Genomic DNA, 16,555 nt, shown 5'->3' with positions numbered 1-16,555 from the left:
CACTATAGAGTGGAAGGTTTGACGTTATTATGAAAGATAATGAACTGAATTTCATTACGGATGAGCATGTAAGAAATATATGGAAAAAGATATTAGACCAGGCAGATCGAGCTGTGAAACAGTATCAAACAACCAATACTTCTTTTTTAACGCCTGCAGAATGGAGTTATTCATCCGAGATATTAAGGTTGGTGCCTAATTTGCATTGGACTTTGGACGGGGGTCATGAACAGACAGAACGAAAACGGCTAAGTATGAGGCATGAAGACTTGGCTGGAGTTCCTCAAGAGTCGTGTATAGATATACTGTCGATTCGATCCACCTCTAAATTTCGCTCATTGACTCACCGGGATTACTTGGGTTCGATTCTTTCGCTAGGATTAAAAAGAGAAAAACTGGGTGATGTGATCGTTTATGATCATGAAGCGGTTGTATTTGTTGCTAGGGAAGTATCCGAATTCATTAGGCTTCATCTTAATAAAATAGCAAGCTGTTCCGTTGAAGTTTCTCAAATAAGACCCGATAATGTGCTAATAGAAGAACCTGAGTATAAGTTGGTGAAAGGCACTGTAGCTTCCCTTAGAGCTGATTCTGTCATTGCGCTGGCATATGCTGTTTCTCGAGCCAATGCTCAAGCAATGTTCAAACAAGATAAGGTGAAAATTAACTGGAAACAAAATAGCAAAACAAATGATGAACTCAAAATAAATGACACAATATCTGTTTCTGGAAAGGGAAGAGCTGTCGTACTAGATATTGGCAGGGTAACGAAATCAAATAGAAGGCATATTACCATTGGACGTAAAAGCTAAGTGACGGGAGGAAGAATCATGATTACACCTCTGGATATTCAGAATAAAGAATTCAAGAAAAGCGTTAGAGGATATAACGAAGCGGAGGTAGATGCCTTTCTTGATGAAATAATGGCTGATTATGAAGTGCTTTATAAAGAAAACCTGGAAATGAAGGAAAAGCTGGAAATTGATGAGAAGCAAGTTGAAAAATACAAACAAATGGAAGATACACTGAAGGAAACATTGGTAGTTGCTCAATCAACAGCGGAAGAGTTAAGGGTAAATGCCATGAAAAAATCAGATGTTATTATTCAAGAAGCAGAGTTGAAGGCAAAAGGTATTATGAATGAAGCTAAGGCAGAAGTGGATAAACTTTATCAACAACATGATGAAATGCTTAGACAGCTACAAATTTTCAAGACTCGATATCGTACTTTGCTACAATCACAGATGGATTCATTATTAGTAGATGCAACATCTTTGGCTGACGAACTGTCTACACAGAAAACACCACCCCCAAAAAATGAAAAAGGAGATAAGATACTATCGGAAGACAGGAGAGAAGTTGCTGAATGAAATGGCTTATTATTTTTACAACAATTCTGCTAGATCAACTGTCCAAGAGATTTGCTGTTCTTTATTTGAAAGAATTAGAGCGGATACCTGTGATAGAAGGATTTTTTCATTTGCGATATTTGGAAAATCGTGGCGCTGCTTTTGGTCTCTTGCAGGACCGGCAGCTATTCTTTTTAGTGATTACAACTGTAATTGTCGGATGGATATTTTGGTTTCTTATTAAAAATCCAAAGATGAATCGACTTCTGGTGATATCCTTAAGTCTTATTTCGGGAGGAGCAATAGGTAATTTTATTGACCGTCTTTTTTTTGGATATGTTGTCGATTTTTTTGATTTTTTGGTATGGCCTGTCTTTAATATTGCTGATATTGCAATTGTCATAGGGCAAGTGTTATTAATATATTTTATCATTAAAGATAAGCCGATTAACGAAGGGATGTAGTACATGGGTAAAAAACAGTTTAAAGCGGAAGAGCATCATGACGGCATAAGGCTAGATCAGTTCTTGGTTACTCAAATGGAAGAGCATAGTCGCAGTTTTCTTCAAAAATGCATCAAAGAACATAAAGTACTTGTCAATGATAGGATTCAGAAAAATCGTCATGTGATAAAAAAAGGTGATATTATTTCTGTTGATCTGGTAGAACCAGAAGAACTTCAGGTAGAAGCTGAAAACATACCGATTGATATTGTTTATGAAGATGATTTTTTAGTGGTCGTAAATAAACCTCAAAATCTGGTTGTTCATCCATCGGCAGGTCATTGGCAAGGTACGTTGGTGAACGCTTTACTATTCCATTGTAAAGAGGGGTTGTCGGGGATCAATGGGATTATTCGCCCGGGAATTGTGCATAGGATAGATAAGGACACCTCTGGGCTTTTGGTGGTTGCTAAAACAGACCAGGCCCATAAACATCTTGCAAAACAGCTTTCAGAGCATACTATGTTACGAAGCTATAAAGCCGTTGTTCGTGGCATTATAGAGGAAGATGAGTTGAAAATTGATGCGCCGATAGGTAGGCATAAGGTTCAAAGAAAGAAAATGGCTGTTGTAAAAGAAGGAAAACCGGCAATAACGAATATAAAGGTTTTGCAGCGGTATAAAAACCACACATTGATCCATGCAAGCTTAGAAACTGGGAGAACACATCAAATACGCGTTCACATGGCATATAGTGGACATCCGGTTGTTGGAGATGAATTATATTCTCGACCGGAAAAGCATTTTAACCTTAAGGGACAGGCGTTGCATGCTTATGAATTAGGATTTGTTCATCCGGAAACAAACAAATTGGTTCACTTCAATGCTCCTTTACCACCGTATTTCGAAGCCTTGTTAAAAATGATTTAGATAGTTAGAAAAAGCGGTTAGAAAGGAAAAAATTTCCTTTCTAACCGCTTAATAGTTTGTTACTATTTACAATGTGAAAACAACACATTGAATGCTATTCGCTCATACCTAGTAGATGGTGCTAGAAAAAGCATTGCGATTTGGCTGTCTTTCTTCTAATAGTAAGTCAGCCATTTCATCAGCGATTACTTGACATTTATCAAAATCAGCTTCTTTTGGAGAAGAGAGAGCTTCGACAGATTCGCCTACCTGCTTCCATTTAGTTTTTTCGGCAAATTTATTTAAGTTTGAAACGCCACCGCCACTCCAGGAAGCCGTTCCAAAAATGCCAAGGAATCGATTTTTGATCTGTGAATTGTCAATTTTGCTAACCAATGCTTCCATTGTTGGAAACATTCCGGTATTGTAAGCACAACTTCCAAGGATAATCCCTTTAAACCTCCAAATGTCGCTGATTATATAGGACATATGTGTTTTAGAGGCATCATAAATTCTAATATTTTTGATGCCTCTATCAGATAATCGTCGAGCAATAGAGTCGGCCATTTGCTGAGTGTTTCCATACATGGACCCATAGGCAATAACAACACCTTCCTCTGTCTCGCCTTTAGACCAGCAGTCATAGTAGCGAATAATGTGTTCAGGTGAAGTTCTCCATACAGGACCATGGGTAGGAGCAATAACAGATATTTCAATGTTTAAGTCATTTATTTTTTTGAGTGCCTTTTGAACCATAGATCCATATTTGCCTACAATATTGGAATAGTATCGTCGAGTTTCATCCATATAAAATTCTAAGTTAACCTCATCATCAAATACACCACCATCTAAAGAACCGAAACCTCCAAAAGCATCGCCGGAAAAAAGAATTTTTTGTGAAGTCTCGTATGTCATCATGGTTTCAGGCCAATGTACCATAGGGGTCATGACAAATAGCAATTCATGTTTGCCTAATGGCAGCGTATCGCCTTCCCCAACTTCATGATAAGTATCCATGGGACCATAAAAGTTTTCTAGTATTTCAAATGTCTTCTTATTACCAACAATTTGTAGATTAGGATATCTTGCTTTTAATGCTTTAACAGCACCAGAGTGGTCAGGCTCCATATGGTTAATAATGAGATAATCAACGTCTTTGTCTCCTATAAGACTTTGAATCTTCTCCAAGTATTCATTGATTTTTGTGTTTTTAACCGTATCAAATACGGCTACTTTATCATCATTGATCAGATAAGAATTATACGAAACCCCCTTATCTAAAGGCCATAAGTTTTCAAAAAGGTATGTTTCGCGATCGTTGACTCCTATATAATAAGTGGAGTCAGATATATTAACCGTTGTTAGCATGCATAAACCTCCTTTGATTTTTTATCTATCCTATTATATCATATTAAGCAAGGAAAATTATATTCGTTCCTTTTATTCCTTGAAAGTAGGTTGAAGGCACTTTAGTTAGTAAATGAATAACCAAAGAAGGGGAGATGAAATATGTTAAAAACATTAAAAGAAAGAAGAAGCATCCGAAAATATGCTGAAAAGCCAATAGAGAAGGAAAAAATTGAAAACCTTCTTAAAGCAGCTCTTTTAGCACCATCCTCAAAAAAAAGTCAGCCTTGGGAATTTATTGTTATTGATGATAAAGAAATACTTTCAGAGCTTTCTCGCTCTAAAGAAAAAGGGGCAGGGTTTGTTAAGGGAGCTCCTGCGGCTATTTTAGTAATGGCTGATCCTGAAAAAAGTGATGTATGGATAGAAGATACTTCTATTGCCGCTACACTTATTCAACTTCAAGCGCATTCCATGGGGCTTGGATCTTGTTGGATACAAGTAAGGAATCGAAAATGCAATGAGGAGCTAACAGCAGAACAATTTATTAAAAATCTTTTATCGATTCCAGATAAAATTTGTGTAGAAGCGTTCATTACAGTAGGGTATCCAGATGAATCAAAACGACCTTACGAAGAAGAAGAGCTGAACTGGAATGTTGTTTTCAGTAATCAATATGGCATCAAAAAGTAGTAAAGGATCAGCTGTGTTAGTGGCGCGCAGCTGATCTTTATTGTTGTTCTAGAATAAAAGATAGTTAAAGTGAACGTAAAAAGAATCAGGAGTAAGAACATCGAAACGATAGCCAAGGTTGTCAAGTCTTCGTATAATAGTGGGTAGAGCTTCAACCGTAGTTGATTTTGCACCAGAGTCATGGAATAAAATAATGGCATTCTGATGACCAGAAACATGTTTTAAGGTGTTTTGTATAATAATGTCTGTATCTAAAGTAACAGCAGCAGCGTCTGTAGAGCTGGCGTTCCAATCGAAGTAGGGAAGCTCTTTTTCTCTCAAAAGTTGTTTTATTTCGATCATCAGATAGGGATTATCCTGTTGAACCCGACGATAGATTTGATTATTTGAGCCCGCTGGAAAACGAAAAACTTCAGGCCGGAAACCTGTAGATGTTTCAAGAAAGTCTTGAAGTTTTTCGACATCTTCCATAAAAGCTTCGGGAGATTGGTATATTTTTTCATAATCATGGCTATAAGTGTGATTTCCTAGCTGATGACCTTCGTTGACAATTCGTTGATACATTTGATGAGAAAAATCCGTATCATATCCATTAACAAAAAAGGTGGCAGGGACATTGTGTTGCTGAAGAATGTTAAGGATTCTGGCTGTGTTATGGCTAGGCCCATCGTCAAAAGTGAGGTATACTGTTTTTTCATCCTTTACATTGCCAGTTCTAACACCGCCTCCATGTCTTAAAGTAACTTTTTTTTTAGCTGTTCATTTTCTTCTTTTAATGCACTGGCTTCTTCTTCGAGTTCTTTATAAATTTCATGAGATCTTAAAAGATCTTGTTGTAAAGAATCCGTTATTTCATAGAGATTTTCTTTATCTTGCTCTATTTGTTCCGTAAGATTGGTTAGCGCATTAAGCTGATAAGAGTGATGCTCTTGCAAAGATTTGTTAGAAACAAATAAATGCAAGGAAAAAAGCGTATTGATAGATAGTAAAACAACCATAATGAGGTTAAAGCTAGGATGATGAAATAGTTTTTTCATTTAAATGAATCCTTTCTATTGGTGATAAAAGATAATCTTGCTAGAAGCTATGATAAATTGATTTGAATAGCCTGTCAAGAAAAAGTATTAGAACTGATGCTGGATTGACAATAAATTTTATTCTATTAAAATGAAGGATGTAATAATAAAGACAGAAAGGTCGATATACCCTACCTTTTTTTAGCAGATGGACTGTGGTGAGGGTGAGATAGAAAAAACTTGCGAAGATTATGAGAAGCTAAAATTGAAAGAGAACGGAAGTGGTTAGCATCAAGAGTCAGTTCAGATTATTATACACATCGATTTATTTTGCTATCGGTGCTTTAACATCATTACTGGTATTATATCTTGAAACTATTGGTTTTTCTGGAACACAGACGGGTATGATCATGGCCTCTGGTTCTTTGGTACTTATTTTTTCTCAACCTTTTTGGGGAGTTGTATGTGACAAAACACAAAAGACATTGCTAGTGCTAAGAGTAACCTTGATTATGGCTGGGTTACTAGCGGTTTTATTAGCCTACATTTATCAGTTTTATCTTTTTTTGGTAGTCTATTGTTTCATGCATTTTTTTCAAGGAGCCAATGCTCCCATATCAGACACTTTAGCGATAAATGCATCTAACAGAGAAGGTTCAAATTTTGGTGCTTTACGGCAATATGGCGCCATCGGATTTGCGATTGCTGTTTTTATTGTAAGCAATGTAAGCGAATATTTAGGGTTAAATGTTATTTTCTTTTTTTATTTTTTTGCCTATTTAATTCCAGCTATTTTTTTTCGTGCAAAAATTGAAGTAACTGATAGAAAATTTCAAATGAATTTATTAACCGGCCTAAAAACATTAGTCAAAATTCCTGAGTTTAAGTATATTCTTGTAGCTACTTTTTTTATTTTTGGTCCTATTGTTGCCAATAATAATTATTTTAGTTTGTTATTTCGTTATAGTGGAGGCTCACTAGCTGGTGTAGGCATAGCTTTTTTACTTTTTGCAGGAAGCGAAGCTCCTTTTATGAGGCTTTCAAATCAATTTGTAAAAAAAATAGGGATAGAAAATACGTTAATAGTAGCGGCGGTTATTTCTATGTTTCGTTGGTTTTGGTATGCTAGTGGCCCATCGCCAACATTTATGCTAGGCTTATTTTTACTCCAGGGGCTTTCGGTCGGAGTGTATATTGTGACGGCCGCTCAGTTTGTTACGGATCATTCGATACCTGAGCTGAGAGTAACGGCAATGACCATTTACTCATCAGCAGGAATAGGTCTTGGTGGCATATTTTGCCAAATGATGGGTGGGGTACTATTAGATCGGTATAATGTATTGGCAATCTACAAATTCTTTGGAATTTCTAGTATTATTGGATTGTTTTACCTGTATGTTATTAAAAATAAGAAGAAGGCGTATCACCCTGATTAAAGTAACGGTTGAAAACTAATGGATTAGAAGTATTTACGTAAAATAAGAAATAAGTTGTACTTGCATAGCATCGTAAATAAAGGGTATTATATATAACGGTAGCATCAATAAATAGGAGGTGCATCAAGAATGAAATATTACAAGAATCATGCTAGGATTATGATGCTCATGGTGATGGTAGCGGTGGTTATGATGGCATGTGGTTCAGGAGATGAAACATCAGAAGATATAGTTGATACAGAAAAAAATGAACAAACAGTGGAAGCTTTTTTTCCTTTTCTGGCAGATACAAGACTTATCTATGAAGGAGAAGGCAGTGAATATGCCGATGCGGTTGTTTATTATGACTATATAGATAATAATCAAGCTCAAAGAAGAAGGCAAACGGCTGGTACTACCATAGGAGAAATTATTCATCGTGAAGAAGGCGTTGTTACACTACGTTATTCGGAAGAAGAATTTTACTCATTTTTTTCATTATTTGAAGAAGAACCTAATCGAGAAGAAATTCTGCTTAAGGAGCCACTAGAAGTTGGAAATGAATGGGTGTTGGAAGACGGTAGAAAAAGAAGCATTAATGATGTTTCGGTTCCAATAAAGACAAAGCATGGTGACTTTGATGCCATTGAAGTAGTTACTGAATCAGATGAAGCGGTACAGATACATTACTATGCGCAGGATATTGGTCTTGTAAAAAGTGTTTTTAAGGCAAATGGTGATGAAACTGGTATTGTTACTCAGCTAGCAGCAATTGAAGAAAACATCCCTTGGGAAGTGAATGTGAGAATATATTATCCTGAATGGGAAGATGAAGGAAGTCTCTATCAAAGCTATTTGATGGAAGTCAGAACCAATGAATCAGTCGAAAAAAAACTAACTGACTACTTGCAAAAAGAACCACCTGTTGAAACAGCAGCGGCAACACTACAAGAATCGATGATGATTAACAGCCTTGAAAGAAATAAAGACGAGCAACAGGTAAAAGTCGATTTTAATGCAGCGATTACAGAAGTTGGTATGGGCAGCGACTTTGAAAGTCAAATGTTACAATCGATTACAAACACACTGGCTTACTATTTTAATGTTGAAAGCGTTGTGATCAGTGTTGAAGATGGACCTTACGAAACAGGTCACTTTTATCTTGGACCAGAAGATTTTTTAGTTCCGGATAATGAAAATGCAGAAAAAATATAACGTATCATTGAAAACATAACGTATTATTCAAATCGTCAAATCTGTTTATTGGTTAAACGGATTTGACGATTTTTCTGTGTTAAAAACAAAAAAATGATTTGAAATTCGCTGATTTGGTATCAATACTCATGAGATATAATACAGCATGTTTAATAATGCTGAGAGGAGGATCTATTGTTGAGAAAAAACTATACTATTTTAATTGGAGGCATACAAGGAGAAGGCGTCATTAGCACTGGAATAAATCTGATGAAAGCGTTATCGAAAAAAGGTTATTATACTTTAGGGGAAAGAAAGTTTTCCTCTAGGATTAAAGGTGGAAACACGCATATTATTATCACCATATCAAATGAACCGGTAAACTGCATAGAAAGTTCTTTTGACCTTATTCTGGCAATGGATCAAGAAAGTGTTTATGAGAATGTACATCGTCTACACTCAAAAGGAATGATACTACATGATCAAGCCATTGAGATAGAGGTAGATAAGAAGGAAACTCAGCAGCAGATTTCTTTACCTATTTCACAAATCGCTAAAGATCAAGGAAAGCTTTTTATGAAGAATACCAGCGCTATTGGATTTTTAGGTAAAGTACTTGGTATTACATATCAAGAACTTGAAAGAGCAGTGGTTGAAGCATATGGTGCAAAAGGAGAAGATATACTTAGCGAGAATTTAACTGTCTTGCATGATTCTTTTGAAAATGATGCATGTCGAAAAGCAGCTTTTTTTGAAACAAATATACCCATGTCTGGATCTGAAAACTCAAAAATGATAATGATTGGAAATGAAGGAATTGCACTAGGAGCTGTCATGGCTGGTTGTCGTTTTATGGCGGGATATCCTATTACACCAGCTTCAGATGTGATGGAAAATTTATCGATCTTTTTTCAAAAAACAGGAGGGAAAATTGTTCAGACAGAAGATGAAATTTCGGCTATGGCAATGTCTATAGGAGCATCCTATAGTGGCGTTAGAAGCATGACAGCCACTTCAGGACCGGGAATGACTTTGATGGGTGAAGGTATGGGGCTTGCAGGAATGACAGAAACACCTATTGTGATTGTTGATGCACAAAGAGCAGGACCCAGTACTGGAATGCCAACGAAAACAGAGCAAAGTGATGTAGCCTTTCTCTATTATGCTGGTCATGGAGAATTTTCTTCCGTTATTTTGACACCATCATCGATTGAAGAATGCTATGAGCTGACGATTCATGCCTTTGAAATAGCAGATTATTATCAGTGTCCAGTGATTATTTTAACAGATTTACATTTAAGTCTATCGCCTAAAACCATTGACGCAATTCCTTATAATAGCCAAATAATTAATAAAGGAAAATTAGCAGAAAAAGAAAAATTAAAAGATTTTGCAGATGGTGGGTTTCCAAGATACCAACTAACAGAAGATGGTATTTCGCCTCGTGCTTTTCCTGGCACCTTTGGTGGACAACACCAAGTTACTGGATTAGAACATAACGAGCTGGGGCGACCATCTGATAAACCAGATAATAGAATTAAAATGATGAAAAAACGAATGCATAAAACGGATGCGTTAATGGAAAATGAAGAAATTATCATAGAGGGCGAAGGTGGAGATGTTTTATTTCTAGCTTTTGGATCGGTTTATGGAGTGATCAAAGAAGCAAGGCTGCGTATAGATTTTTCCGTAGATGTTGCAAGAATAAGACAAATTAAACCGTTACCATTGAAACAACTGGAAAGAATTATGAATAACTATAAAAAAATAATCATCGTTGAAGAAAACTTTAACGGACAATTGGCTCAAATCATTCGTCAAGAGCTTCGTCAACAAGAAAAGATCATTAGTATAACGCGATATGACGGCGAAAACTTCACGCTCGAAGAGATGATGGAATCAATGAAAAGGTGGTGCTAGAAAATGGAACTTAAAGATTACAGTAGTGGACTGAATCCTACCTGGTGTAAAGGATGCGGAGATTTCTCGGTGTTGAGATCTCTACAGGCAGCTGTAGCAAGACTTGAGATAGCGAGAGAAAACTTAGCGGTAGTTAGTGGGATTGGCTGTTCAGGAAGAATTTCTGGTTATATGAATGCCTATTCTTTTCATAGCGTACATGGGAGAAGTCTGCCGGTTGCTCAGGGAATTAAGCTTTCTAATTCAAAGTTATCGGTTATTGCTGCCGGGGGTGATGGTGACGGTTTTGCTATTGGTACCAGTCATACCATACATGCGATCCGGAGAAATATAGATATGACCTATATTGTCATGAATAATCAGGTGTATGGCCTAACAAAAGGCCATGTATCTCCAGTTAGTCATCAAGGGTTTCAAACAAAAATGACTCCTGATGGTTCTGTTGATATGCCAATAGAACCTGGAATGCTAGCGTTAGGTGCAGGGATATCATTTTATGCACAAGGCTTTTCAGCCTATCAGGAAGAATTAATTGAAATGATCATGCAAGCAATTCAACATCCTGGTTTTTCCTTGGTACAAGTGTTTAGTCCATGTGTGACCTATAATAAAGTGAATACCTATCAATGGTTTCGTGATAAACTGCAAAGAGCAGAAGATCTTAGGGAGGGAAGTATCTCAGATCGTATGACGGCGGCTGATATACTTACAAAAAGTAAAGGCTTATGTACTGGGATCATTATACAAAATAAAAACAAACCATCTTACCATACCCTTCACAATGAAAAAGAAGAAAACTTGTTTTCTCACCAACCTTGTATATCCGAAAAAGAATTTCATCAGCTTACAAAAGCATATATGGTGTAATGAGTACATCCTCTTATGAAAGACTCTGCTTGATATCATCCGATATCAGTAGAGTTTTTTCATTGAAAAACAGAAGGAAAAGTAGGTTCTAAACAAAAGGCATATAGCTAATTGAAAAAAATCAGCTCATATGAGAGAATAGATACAGTAGCGAAAGAACCTAAATTCTGAAAGAGGTGCTTTTATGAGCAGAAACATAAAGATATTTTTAGCAGTGATTATATTAGTCTTGATTATATATCCGTTTGCAAAAAGAGGATATGAAATGCACCAATATAGTCGGGCCGTTAGTCAAATCACCTTAAGCGGAAAAGATATTTCTGAAGTGGAAGACGGTATTTATGAGGGAAAATACGATGCTGTTTTAGTTAAAGCAAAGGTGATTGTGCATATGATCGATGGAGAAATACAGGATATAGAATATGAACATATACATGAGAGAGGTGCCAGAGGCGAACAAGTGATAGAAAATGTACTAGAAGAGCAGTCTCTTCAAGTAGACACGATTACTGGTGCAACAGACAGTAGCCTCGTGCTGTTGAAAGCAATTGATAAAGCACTTTTTGATTAATAATGAAAGTAGAATGGAGAGAGAAATGGAGTATCTTTTATTTTTTATTAGTGCGGTCATAGTAGTGCTTGCAGGAACTAGACTAACAGCGTATGGCGATATTATAGCAACACACACACCACTAGGATATACACTAGTAGGAACTGTTTTAATAGCAGCAGTTACAAGCCTTCCGGAGATCTCCAGTAGTGTATCCGCTTCATTGATTGGCTCTCCAGATCTTGCTTTTGGAAATGTTTTAGGAAGCAATGGATTTAATCTGGTAATTATCGCTATTGCGGATATTGTCCAAGGTCCGGGAAGTTTATTGCGAATGGTACGTGAAAGTCATATTCTTTCATCTATTTTTGGTATTATCCTTACAGTGATTAGTATGATGGGAATCCTTATTGCTCCTTATCATATGTTTGAGTTTACAATAGGCTGGATTAGCAGTTTTAGCATCATTATTATGATTACATATATGATGGCAATGACAATGATGGTAAGATATGAAAACAGATTTACTATTAATGCAAATACTCAACTAGATTCAGAAAAAAAAGCAAAGAATCAGGATATGGTCAAGAGCACAATCCTTAAGTTTGTCATTATGGCTGTTTTTATCGTTGTAGCGGGTATACAACTATCGGTTAACGCTAATATTATTGCTGAAAAGTCGGGATTGGGACAAACGTTTGTAGGTACTCTTTTGATGGCAGGTGCCACCTCTTTACCAGAATTAGTGGCCACTATAGCGGCGATTCGTATCGGTGCTTATGATATGGCGGTTGGAAATGTATTAGGTAGTAACTTGCTCAATATGTTGATTATATCAATTTCAGATATGACCTACCTTAAAGGATCTGTTTTTATCGATGTAAGTCAAGAACATTTGTTGACAGCCGCTACCACCATTTTATTGAGTGGAATGGTGGTCATCGGATTATTTTACCGTTCAAAAAGAAGCTTTATGAAGATGGGCTGGGATTCTATTTTGATATTAATAGGATATATGGCGATGTTGTATCTCTTGTTTCAAATTTCCGTATCATTCTGATAGGGGGACTAAATGATGAAAGTGTTATATAGTGAGCAAATGAACACACTTGATCAAAAGGCTGTGACTGAGTATAAAATCCCAGGGTTGATATTAATGGAACATGCAAGTTTAGCTCTCGAAAAGGAAACAATAAAACAACTGCAAAAGGCAGCGGTGAACAAGGTGATCATCTGCTGTGGAATGGGAAATAACGGAGGAGATGGCTTAGCACTTGCAAGACAGTTGTTAAAGAAAAAAATAGAGATTACCGTTTTTTTATTGGGTAATCCTCAACAATTAAAAAAAGATTCTCAAGATAATTACATAATGATAAGCAAACAACTAGATAATATTTATTGCTTGAGAAGTAATATTCAAGATGCAAAGAATAAAATGGTGGAAATGTTTCAAAAGGAATTGCAAAAAGCCGATTTAATAGTGGATGCATTACTGGGGACAGGATTAGATAGGCCTATCGAAGGCATCTATGACCTATTTATCCAAGCTATTAATGAGTCGCTTTGTACCGTAATGGCGGTTGATATTCCATCGGGAATACAGGGAAATACGGGCAAAATTTTATCCAGAGCAGTGCAAGCAGATAGTACAGTTACTTTTCAGTTACCAAAAGTAGGGAATGTTACATATCCAGGTGCTTATAACAACGGTAAACTTATTGTAGCCGATATCGGTATTCCAGAAAAACTGATTGATACAAGTGAGTTTGCTGCTAGAATTTCTGATGCAGAGTTGGTTAATAAATGGGTACGAAGATATAGAAAAGATGATCACAAAGGGTGTGGCGGAACCGTATTAATCATTGCTGGTGTAAAAGGAATGACAGGTGCTACGGTGCTTGCCGCGAAATCTGCTATGAAAAGTGGTGCCGGATTGGTGAGGATAGCCTGTGAAGAATCATTTGTTCAACTATTTGAACAAATGATTCATGAAACGACGACTATCGGTTATCCTACAGATGAAGATGGTCATTTACTGGAATGTGCAAAAACTATTTTACAGAACCAAATGGATTTGGCAGACGTAGTGGTAATGGGACCCGGATGGGGTTCAAGCAAGAGAAGAAGGACACAACTTGAATTTTTGTTGCAAAAATGTCAAAAACCCTTGATACTAGATGCGGATGCATTGAATATTCTGTCAGATAACATGGAGTTATTTATGCACAATAATAAGCAATGGGTATTAACTCCACATCCTGGAGAAATGGCTCGATTAACTGGCTTGTCTGCAGAAAAGGTGAATCAAAACCGATTAGACGTTGCTAAGAATTTTGCCGAAAAATGGAATACCACTTTGGTGCTAAAAGGTGCCAATACAATAATAGTAAATGAAAAACAGGAAACTTGGACTAATACAACTGGTAATCCTGGGATGGCAACAGGAGGAAGTGGCGATGTTTTAGCAGGAATAATAGCGTCTTTATGTTGTCGAACAGAAACTGTTTTACAATCAGCTGTTGCAGGTGCGTTTTTACATGGGCTAACCGGTGATCTGGTAGCTGATGAAAGAGGAAGATTTGGCATGACATCCGGAGATTTAATCGAATATCTACCCGCTATAATGAAAAAAATAATCGAGTGACCTAAGGGGCACTCGATTATTTTTATTTTAGATAAGGAAAGAATATGCACACCCGATACAACGGATGCGAAGCGTCTTTGTTCAGATCTGATACGGTATTTACATTAGCCTAGAAAGGCGAAAAACCTTGATCAAACCAGTTGTTTTGCATGGCTTCCTGATATTCTTCATGAAAGAGTCGACGATGTTCATTTTCCCACTCGCATAATGTTAACAATATTTTTTTACCGATTGGATCCTTGGTTTGATCCGCTGCCTTTTGATAGTATTCAGCAAAATCGTTTTCAATTAAATACGCCATTCTTAAAATGGATAAATCAGCATGACTATGAAGCTTATCAGCACTGAAATTCTCAGTTTCTTTTCTTTTGGTGAATAGTAACTGATCAGGATTTTGTTCTAATTTATCACTAAGATCTAACCATTTACCCTTTTCATTTAACGAATCATATTGGGCTTTGAGAATTTCATAGTGCTCTTTTTCAGTTTGAGCTAAGGATTTGAATAAAAGCTTTGCTGTTTCATTTTCTGCCTGATCCATAAAGCTTTCATAGAATTTTTGTCCTTGAAGTTCCATCGTCATGGCAAATTCAATAATACTTTTTTCTGTATTCATGGTAATCCTCCTATTGTACAATCATTTGGTCATAATAAATATTGACTGGCTTTATTGATAATTCACTTTGTAAGTTCTCAACTAATTTGTTCTGAAGTTCATTAAGGCCATGCGGGTCAAGCATTGATTCAGCAGGAATTGAATTGATTGTTTGTGAAATAATCGCTTTAGAACGTTCTGGATAGCGGTTGATTTCACGCATATCATTCCGTGTTTCCAACTCTAAAACAACGGTCATTTTAACGTAGGCCCTTCGTCCAGCATCTTCTGTTTTTGCAGCTTGTGTGAGAACTTCAATGGGTACGGTATAAGGAGATATAGTTTCTCTTGTCTCCCTTGATGAATCATCTAGCGTGTAAACAATGTAAAAGGTAGTTAATGCAGCGAAGACGGCAATAAAGAAGAGAAATAGAATTAATGCTATTTCTTTCTTTTTTTGCTTTGTGTTAGTGCGTTTCATTATGAATCATATCCTTCATCAAGAGATGGTATTTCTAAAAAAAGCTACTTTTTTTCAAGAGCATTTCGATGTATTGAACTCTTTCATAGGCCCAAGGATCCCTCAAATTACTCTTACTCATTTTACCACAAAAATCACTAATGCTGAGATATTCTTTTAATTCCATCCATTTATTAATCCCTTGATTTATTTTAGTAATTTGATCAATTCCATTCTTGTAAAGAGCACTAACCACCTGAACAGACTTAGAACCTACCAGGATGGCCTTAACAGCTTCTTCATAGTCAAGAATACCGTTACTAGCTGTAAGAGGAGAATCGATTCGATCGCTCAGAAGAGCAATCCATTGAATGGCTAATAGATCATCTTGAACACCACTGAAAGAAAAAGTAACAGACTCTGTTTCGCTCATAATATCAATATCAGGTTGAAAAAAACGGTTAAACAACGTAAAGCCATCCGCACCTGCATGGTTGAGGTCTGTAATGACGTTAGTAAGATGTGTATAATAAGGACTCAATTTAATGCCTACAGGTATGTTTACAGTATTTTTAACATGTTTAATAACTTCAATTTGATTGTTTATGATATCTTCAGCGGTAACATTTGGTTGTGATGGCAACGAATAAAAATTCAGCTCTAATCCATCAACACCAGCCTTTTCAAGATCCTTTGCAAAAGAAGTCCAGCCATTCATTGTAACAGCGTTAAGACTTGCAATGACAGGGATAGAAACTTCTTGTTTGATTTTTTTGACCATTTGAATATGTGCCGCATCGCCAGAATGTTCGAGATGTGGAAAATGAGTAATCATTTCGGCATGTAAATCATTGTATCGTTCTAACTGCTCACTCAGTTGATGTTTTTCAAGTTGAATCTCTTCTTCAAAAAGCGACTTCACTATAACAGCACCGGCACCTGCATTTTCAAGATCCTTAACTTTATCTGGTCTTGCTGTTAATGTGCATGCTCCAACGACTACCGGACTTTTAATGGGAATACCATATACTTCAGTTTGTAGAGTAGACACGAAAAACCCCTCCATTTCATTAGTATGACAAGCAAAAATACACCTTATTTCTTTATCTACCTAAATAATAATAGAATAAACAACATCGCCTATAGATATTTT

The 16,555-nt window shown here is 36.5% G+C and carries 17 protein-coding genes and 1 pseudogene; 12 read left to right on the top strand and 6 right to left on the bottom strand.

Going from position 1 to position 16,555, the window contains the following annotated elements:
* Positions 1-29 precede the first annotated feature (29 nt).
* Genes BLV55_RS02375 through BLV55_RS02360 form a run of 4 tightly spaced genes read left to right on the top strand, consistent with a single transcriptional unit; the run spans position 30 to position 2,722 of the window.
* Entirely contained in the window at positions 30-812 is a 783-nt protein-coding gene (locus BLV55_RS02375) for a YlmH family RNA-binding protein (protein WP_093310690.1), read from the top strand.
* A gap of 18 nt (positions 813-830) precedes the next feature.
* The gene (locus BLV55_RS02370; protein ID WP_093310688.1) at positions 831-1,370 is read left to right on the top strand and encodes a DivIVA domain-containing protein; all 540 of its coding nucleotides are present in this window, start codon (positions 831-833) and stop codon (positions 1,368-1,370) included.
* Entirely contained in the window at positions 1,367-1,813 is a 447-nt protein-coding gene (gene lspA / locus BLV55_RS02365; protein ID WP_093310686.1) for a signal peptidase II, read from the top strand. The genes BLV55_RS02370 and lspA overlap by 4 nt, the downstream gene beginning before the upstream one ends.
* A gap of 3 nt (positions 1,814-1,816) precedes the next feature.
* Entirely contained in the window at positions 1,817-2,722 is a 906-nt protein-coding gene (locus BLV55_RS02360; RefSeq protein WP_093310683.1) for an RluA family pseudouridine synthase, read from the top strand.
* A gap of 108 nt (positions 2,723-2,830) precedes the next feature.
* On the opposite strand, the gene BLV55_RS02355 is transcribed toward BLV55_RS02360, so the two are convergent.
* Positions 2,831-4,069 (bottom strand): FprA family A-type flavoprotein, encoded by a 1,239-nt coding sequence (locus BLV55_RS02355; RefSeq protein WP_093310680.1) that lies wholly within the window; start codon positions 4,067-4,069, stop codon positions 2,831-2,833.
* 141 nt (positions 4,070-4,210) lie between these two features.
* Here BLV55_RS02355 and BLV55_RS02350 point away from each other — a divergent pair, with 141 nt between their 5' ends.
* Complete coding sequence (locus BLV55_RS02350) at positions 4,211-4,741, top strand: nitroreductase family protein (protein WP_093310678.1); 531 nt, start codon at positions 4,211-4,213, stop codon at positions 4,739-4,741.
* A 48-nt stretch (positions 4,742-4,789) separates the two neighbouring features.
* Here BLV55_RS02350 and BLV55_RS02345 read toward each other — a convergent pair.
* A pseudogene (locus tag BLV55_RS02345) lies at positions 4,790-5,431 on the bottom strand (polysaccharide deacetylase family protein); the annotation flags it as partial.
* Between the two features lie 44 nt (positions 5,432-5,475).
* Positions 5,476-5,778, bottom strand: coding sequence for a hypothetical protein (locus BLV55_RS02340; protein WP_093310671.1), 303 nt, complete (start codon positions 5,776-5,778; stop codon positions 5,476-5,478).
* A gap of 260 nt (positions 5,779-6,038) precedes the next feature.
* Here BLV55_RS02340 and BLV55_RS02335 point away from each other — a divergent pair, with 260 nt between their 5' ends.
* The 7 genes from BLV55_RS02335 (at position 6,039) to BLV55_RS02305 (ending at position 14,347) form a co-directional block, all read left to right on the top strand.
* Entirely contained in the window at positions 6,039-7,193 is a 1,155-nt protein-coding gene (locus BLV55_RS02335) for an MFS transporter (RefSeq protein WP_093310669.1), read from the top strand.
* 129 nt (positions 7,194-7,322) lie between these two features.
* On the top strand, positions 7,323-8,387 hold the full coding sequence (locus BLV55_RS02330) for a GerMN domain-containing protein (RefSeq protein WP_093310665.1): 1,065 nt from the start codon (positions 7,323-7,325) through the stop codon (positions 8,385-8,387).
* 177 nt (positions 8,388-8,564) lie between these two features.
* On the top strand, positions 8,565-10,286 hold the full coding sequence (locus tag BLV55_RS02325) for a 2-oxoacid:acceptor oxidoreductase subunit alpha (protein WP_093310662.1): 1,722 nt from the start codon (positions 8,565-8,567) through the stop codon (positions 10,284-10,286).
* Between the two features lie 3 nt (positions 10,287-10,289).
* Complete coding sequence (locus BLV55_RS02320; RefSeq protein ID WP_093310659.1) at positions 10,290-11,153, top strand: 2-oxoacid:ferredoxin oxidoreductase subunit beta; 864 nt, start codon at positions 10,290-10,292, stop codon at positions 11,151-11,153.
* Between the two features lie 184 nt (positions 11,154-11,337).
* Positions 11,338-11,724, top strand: a complete 387-nt coding sequence (locus BLV55_RS02315) for an FMN-binding protein (protein ID WP_093310656.1) — start codon at positions 11,338-11,340, stop codon at positions 11,722-11,724.
* 25 nt (positions 11,725-11,749) lie between these two features.
* Positions 11,750-12,763, top strand: coding sequence for a sodium:calcium antiporter (locus BLV55_RS02310; RefSeq protein ID WP_093310653.1), 1,014 nt, complete (start codon positions 11,750-11,752; stop codon positions 12,761-12,763).
* A 15-nt stretch (positions 12,764-12,778) separates the two neighbouring features.
* Positions 12,779-14,347: an NAD(P)H-hydrate dehydratase gene (locus tag BLV55_RS02305; RefSeq protein ID WP_207646009.1), complete on the top strand. Its 1,569-nt coding sequence runs from the start codon at positions 12,779-12,781 to the stop codon at positions 14,345-14,347.
* Positions 14,348-14,456: 109 nt separating this feature from the next.
* Here the strand turns inward: BLV55_RS02305 and BLV55_RS02300 are convergent, their stop codons facing one another.
* From BLV55_RS02300 to BLV55_RS02290, 3 genes are read right to left on the bottom strand one after another with little or no spacing between them, the layout of a single operon-like run.
* The gene (locus tag BLV55_RS02300) at positions 14,457-14,963 is read right to left on the bottom strand and encodes a ferritin-like domain-containing protein (RefSeq protein ID WP_093310647.1); all 507 of its coding nucleotides are present in this window, start codon (positions 14,961-14,963) and stop codon (positions 14,457-14,459) included.
* A 10-nt stretch (positions 14,964-14,973) separates the two neighbouring features.
* Positions 14,974-15,423, bottom strand: a complete 450-nt coding sequence (locus BLV55_RS02295; protein WP_093310645.1) for a flagellar basal body-associated FliL family protein — start codon at positions 15,421-15,423, stop codon at positions 14,974-14,976.
* Positions 15,424-15,457: 34 nt separating this feature from the next.
* Positions 15,458-16,453 (bottom strand): dihydroorotate dehydrogenase-like protein, encoded by a 996-nt coding sequence (locus BLV55_RS02290; RefSeq protein WP_176968221.1) that lies wholly within the window; start codon positions 16,451-16,453, stop codon positions 15,458-15,460.
* Between the last annotated feature and the right edge of the window lie 102 nt (positions 16,454-16,555).

Source organism: Tindallia californiensis, from assembly GCF_900107405.1.
Taxonomy (GTDB): Bacteria; Bacillota; Clostridia; order Peptostreptococcales; family Tindalliaceae; genus Tindallia; species Tindallia californiensis.
Note: the sequence above shows the minus strand (reverse complement) of the source record. Positions and strands in the feature narration are given on the sequence as shown.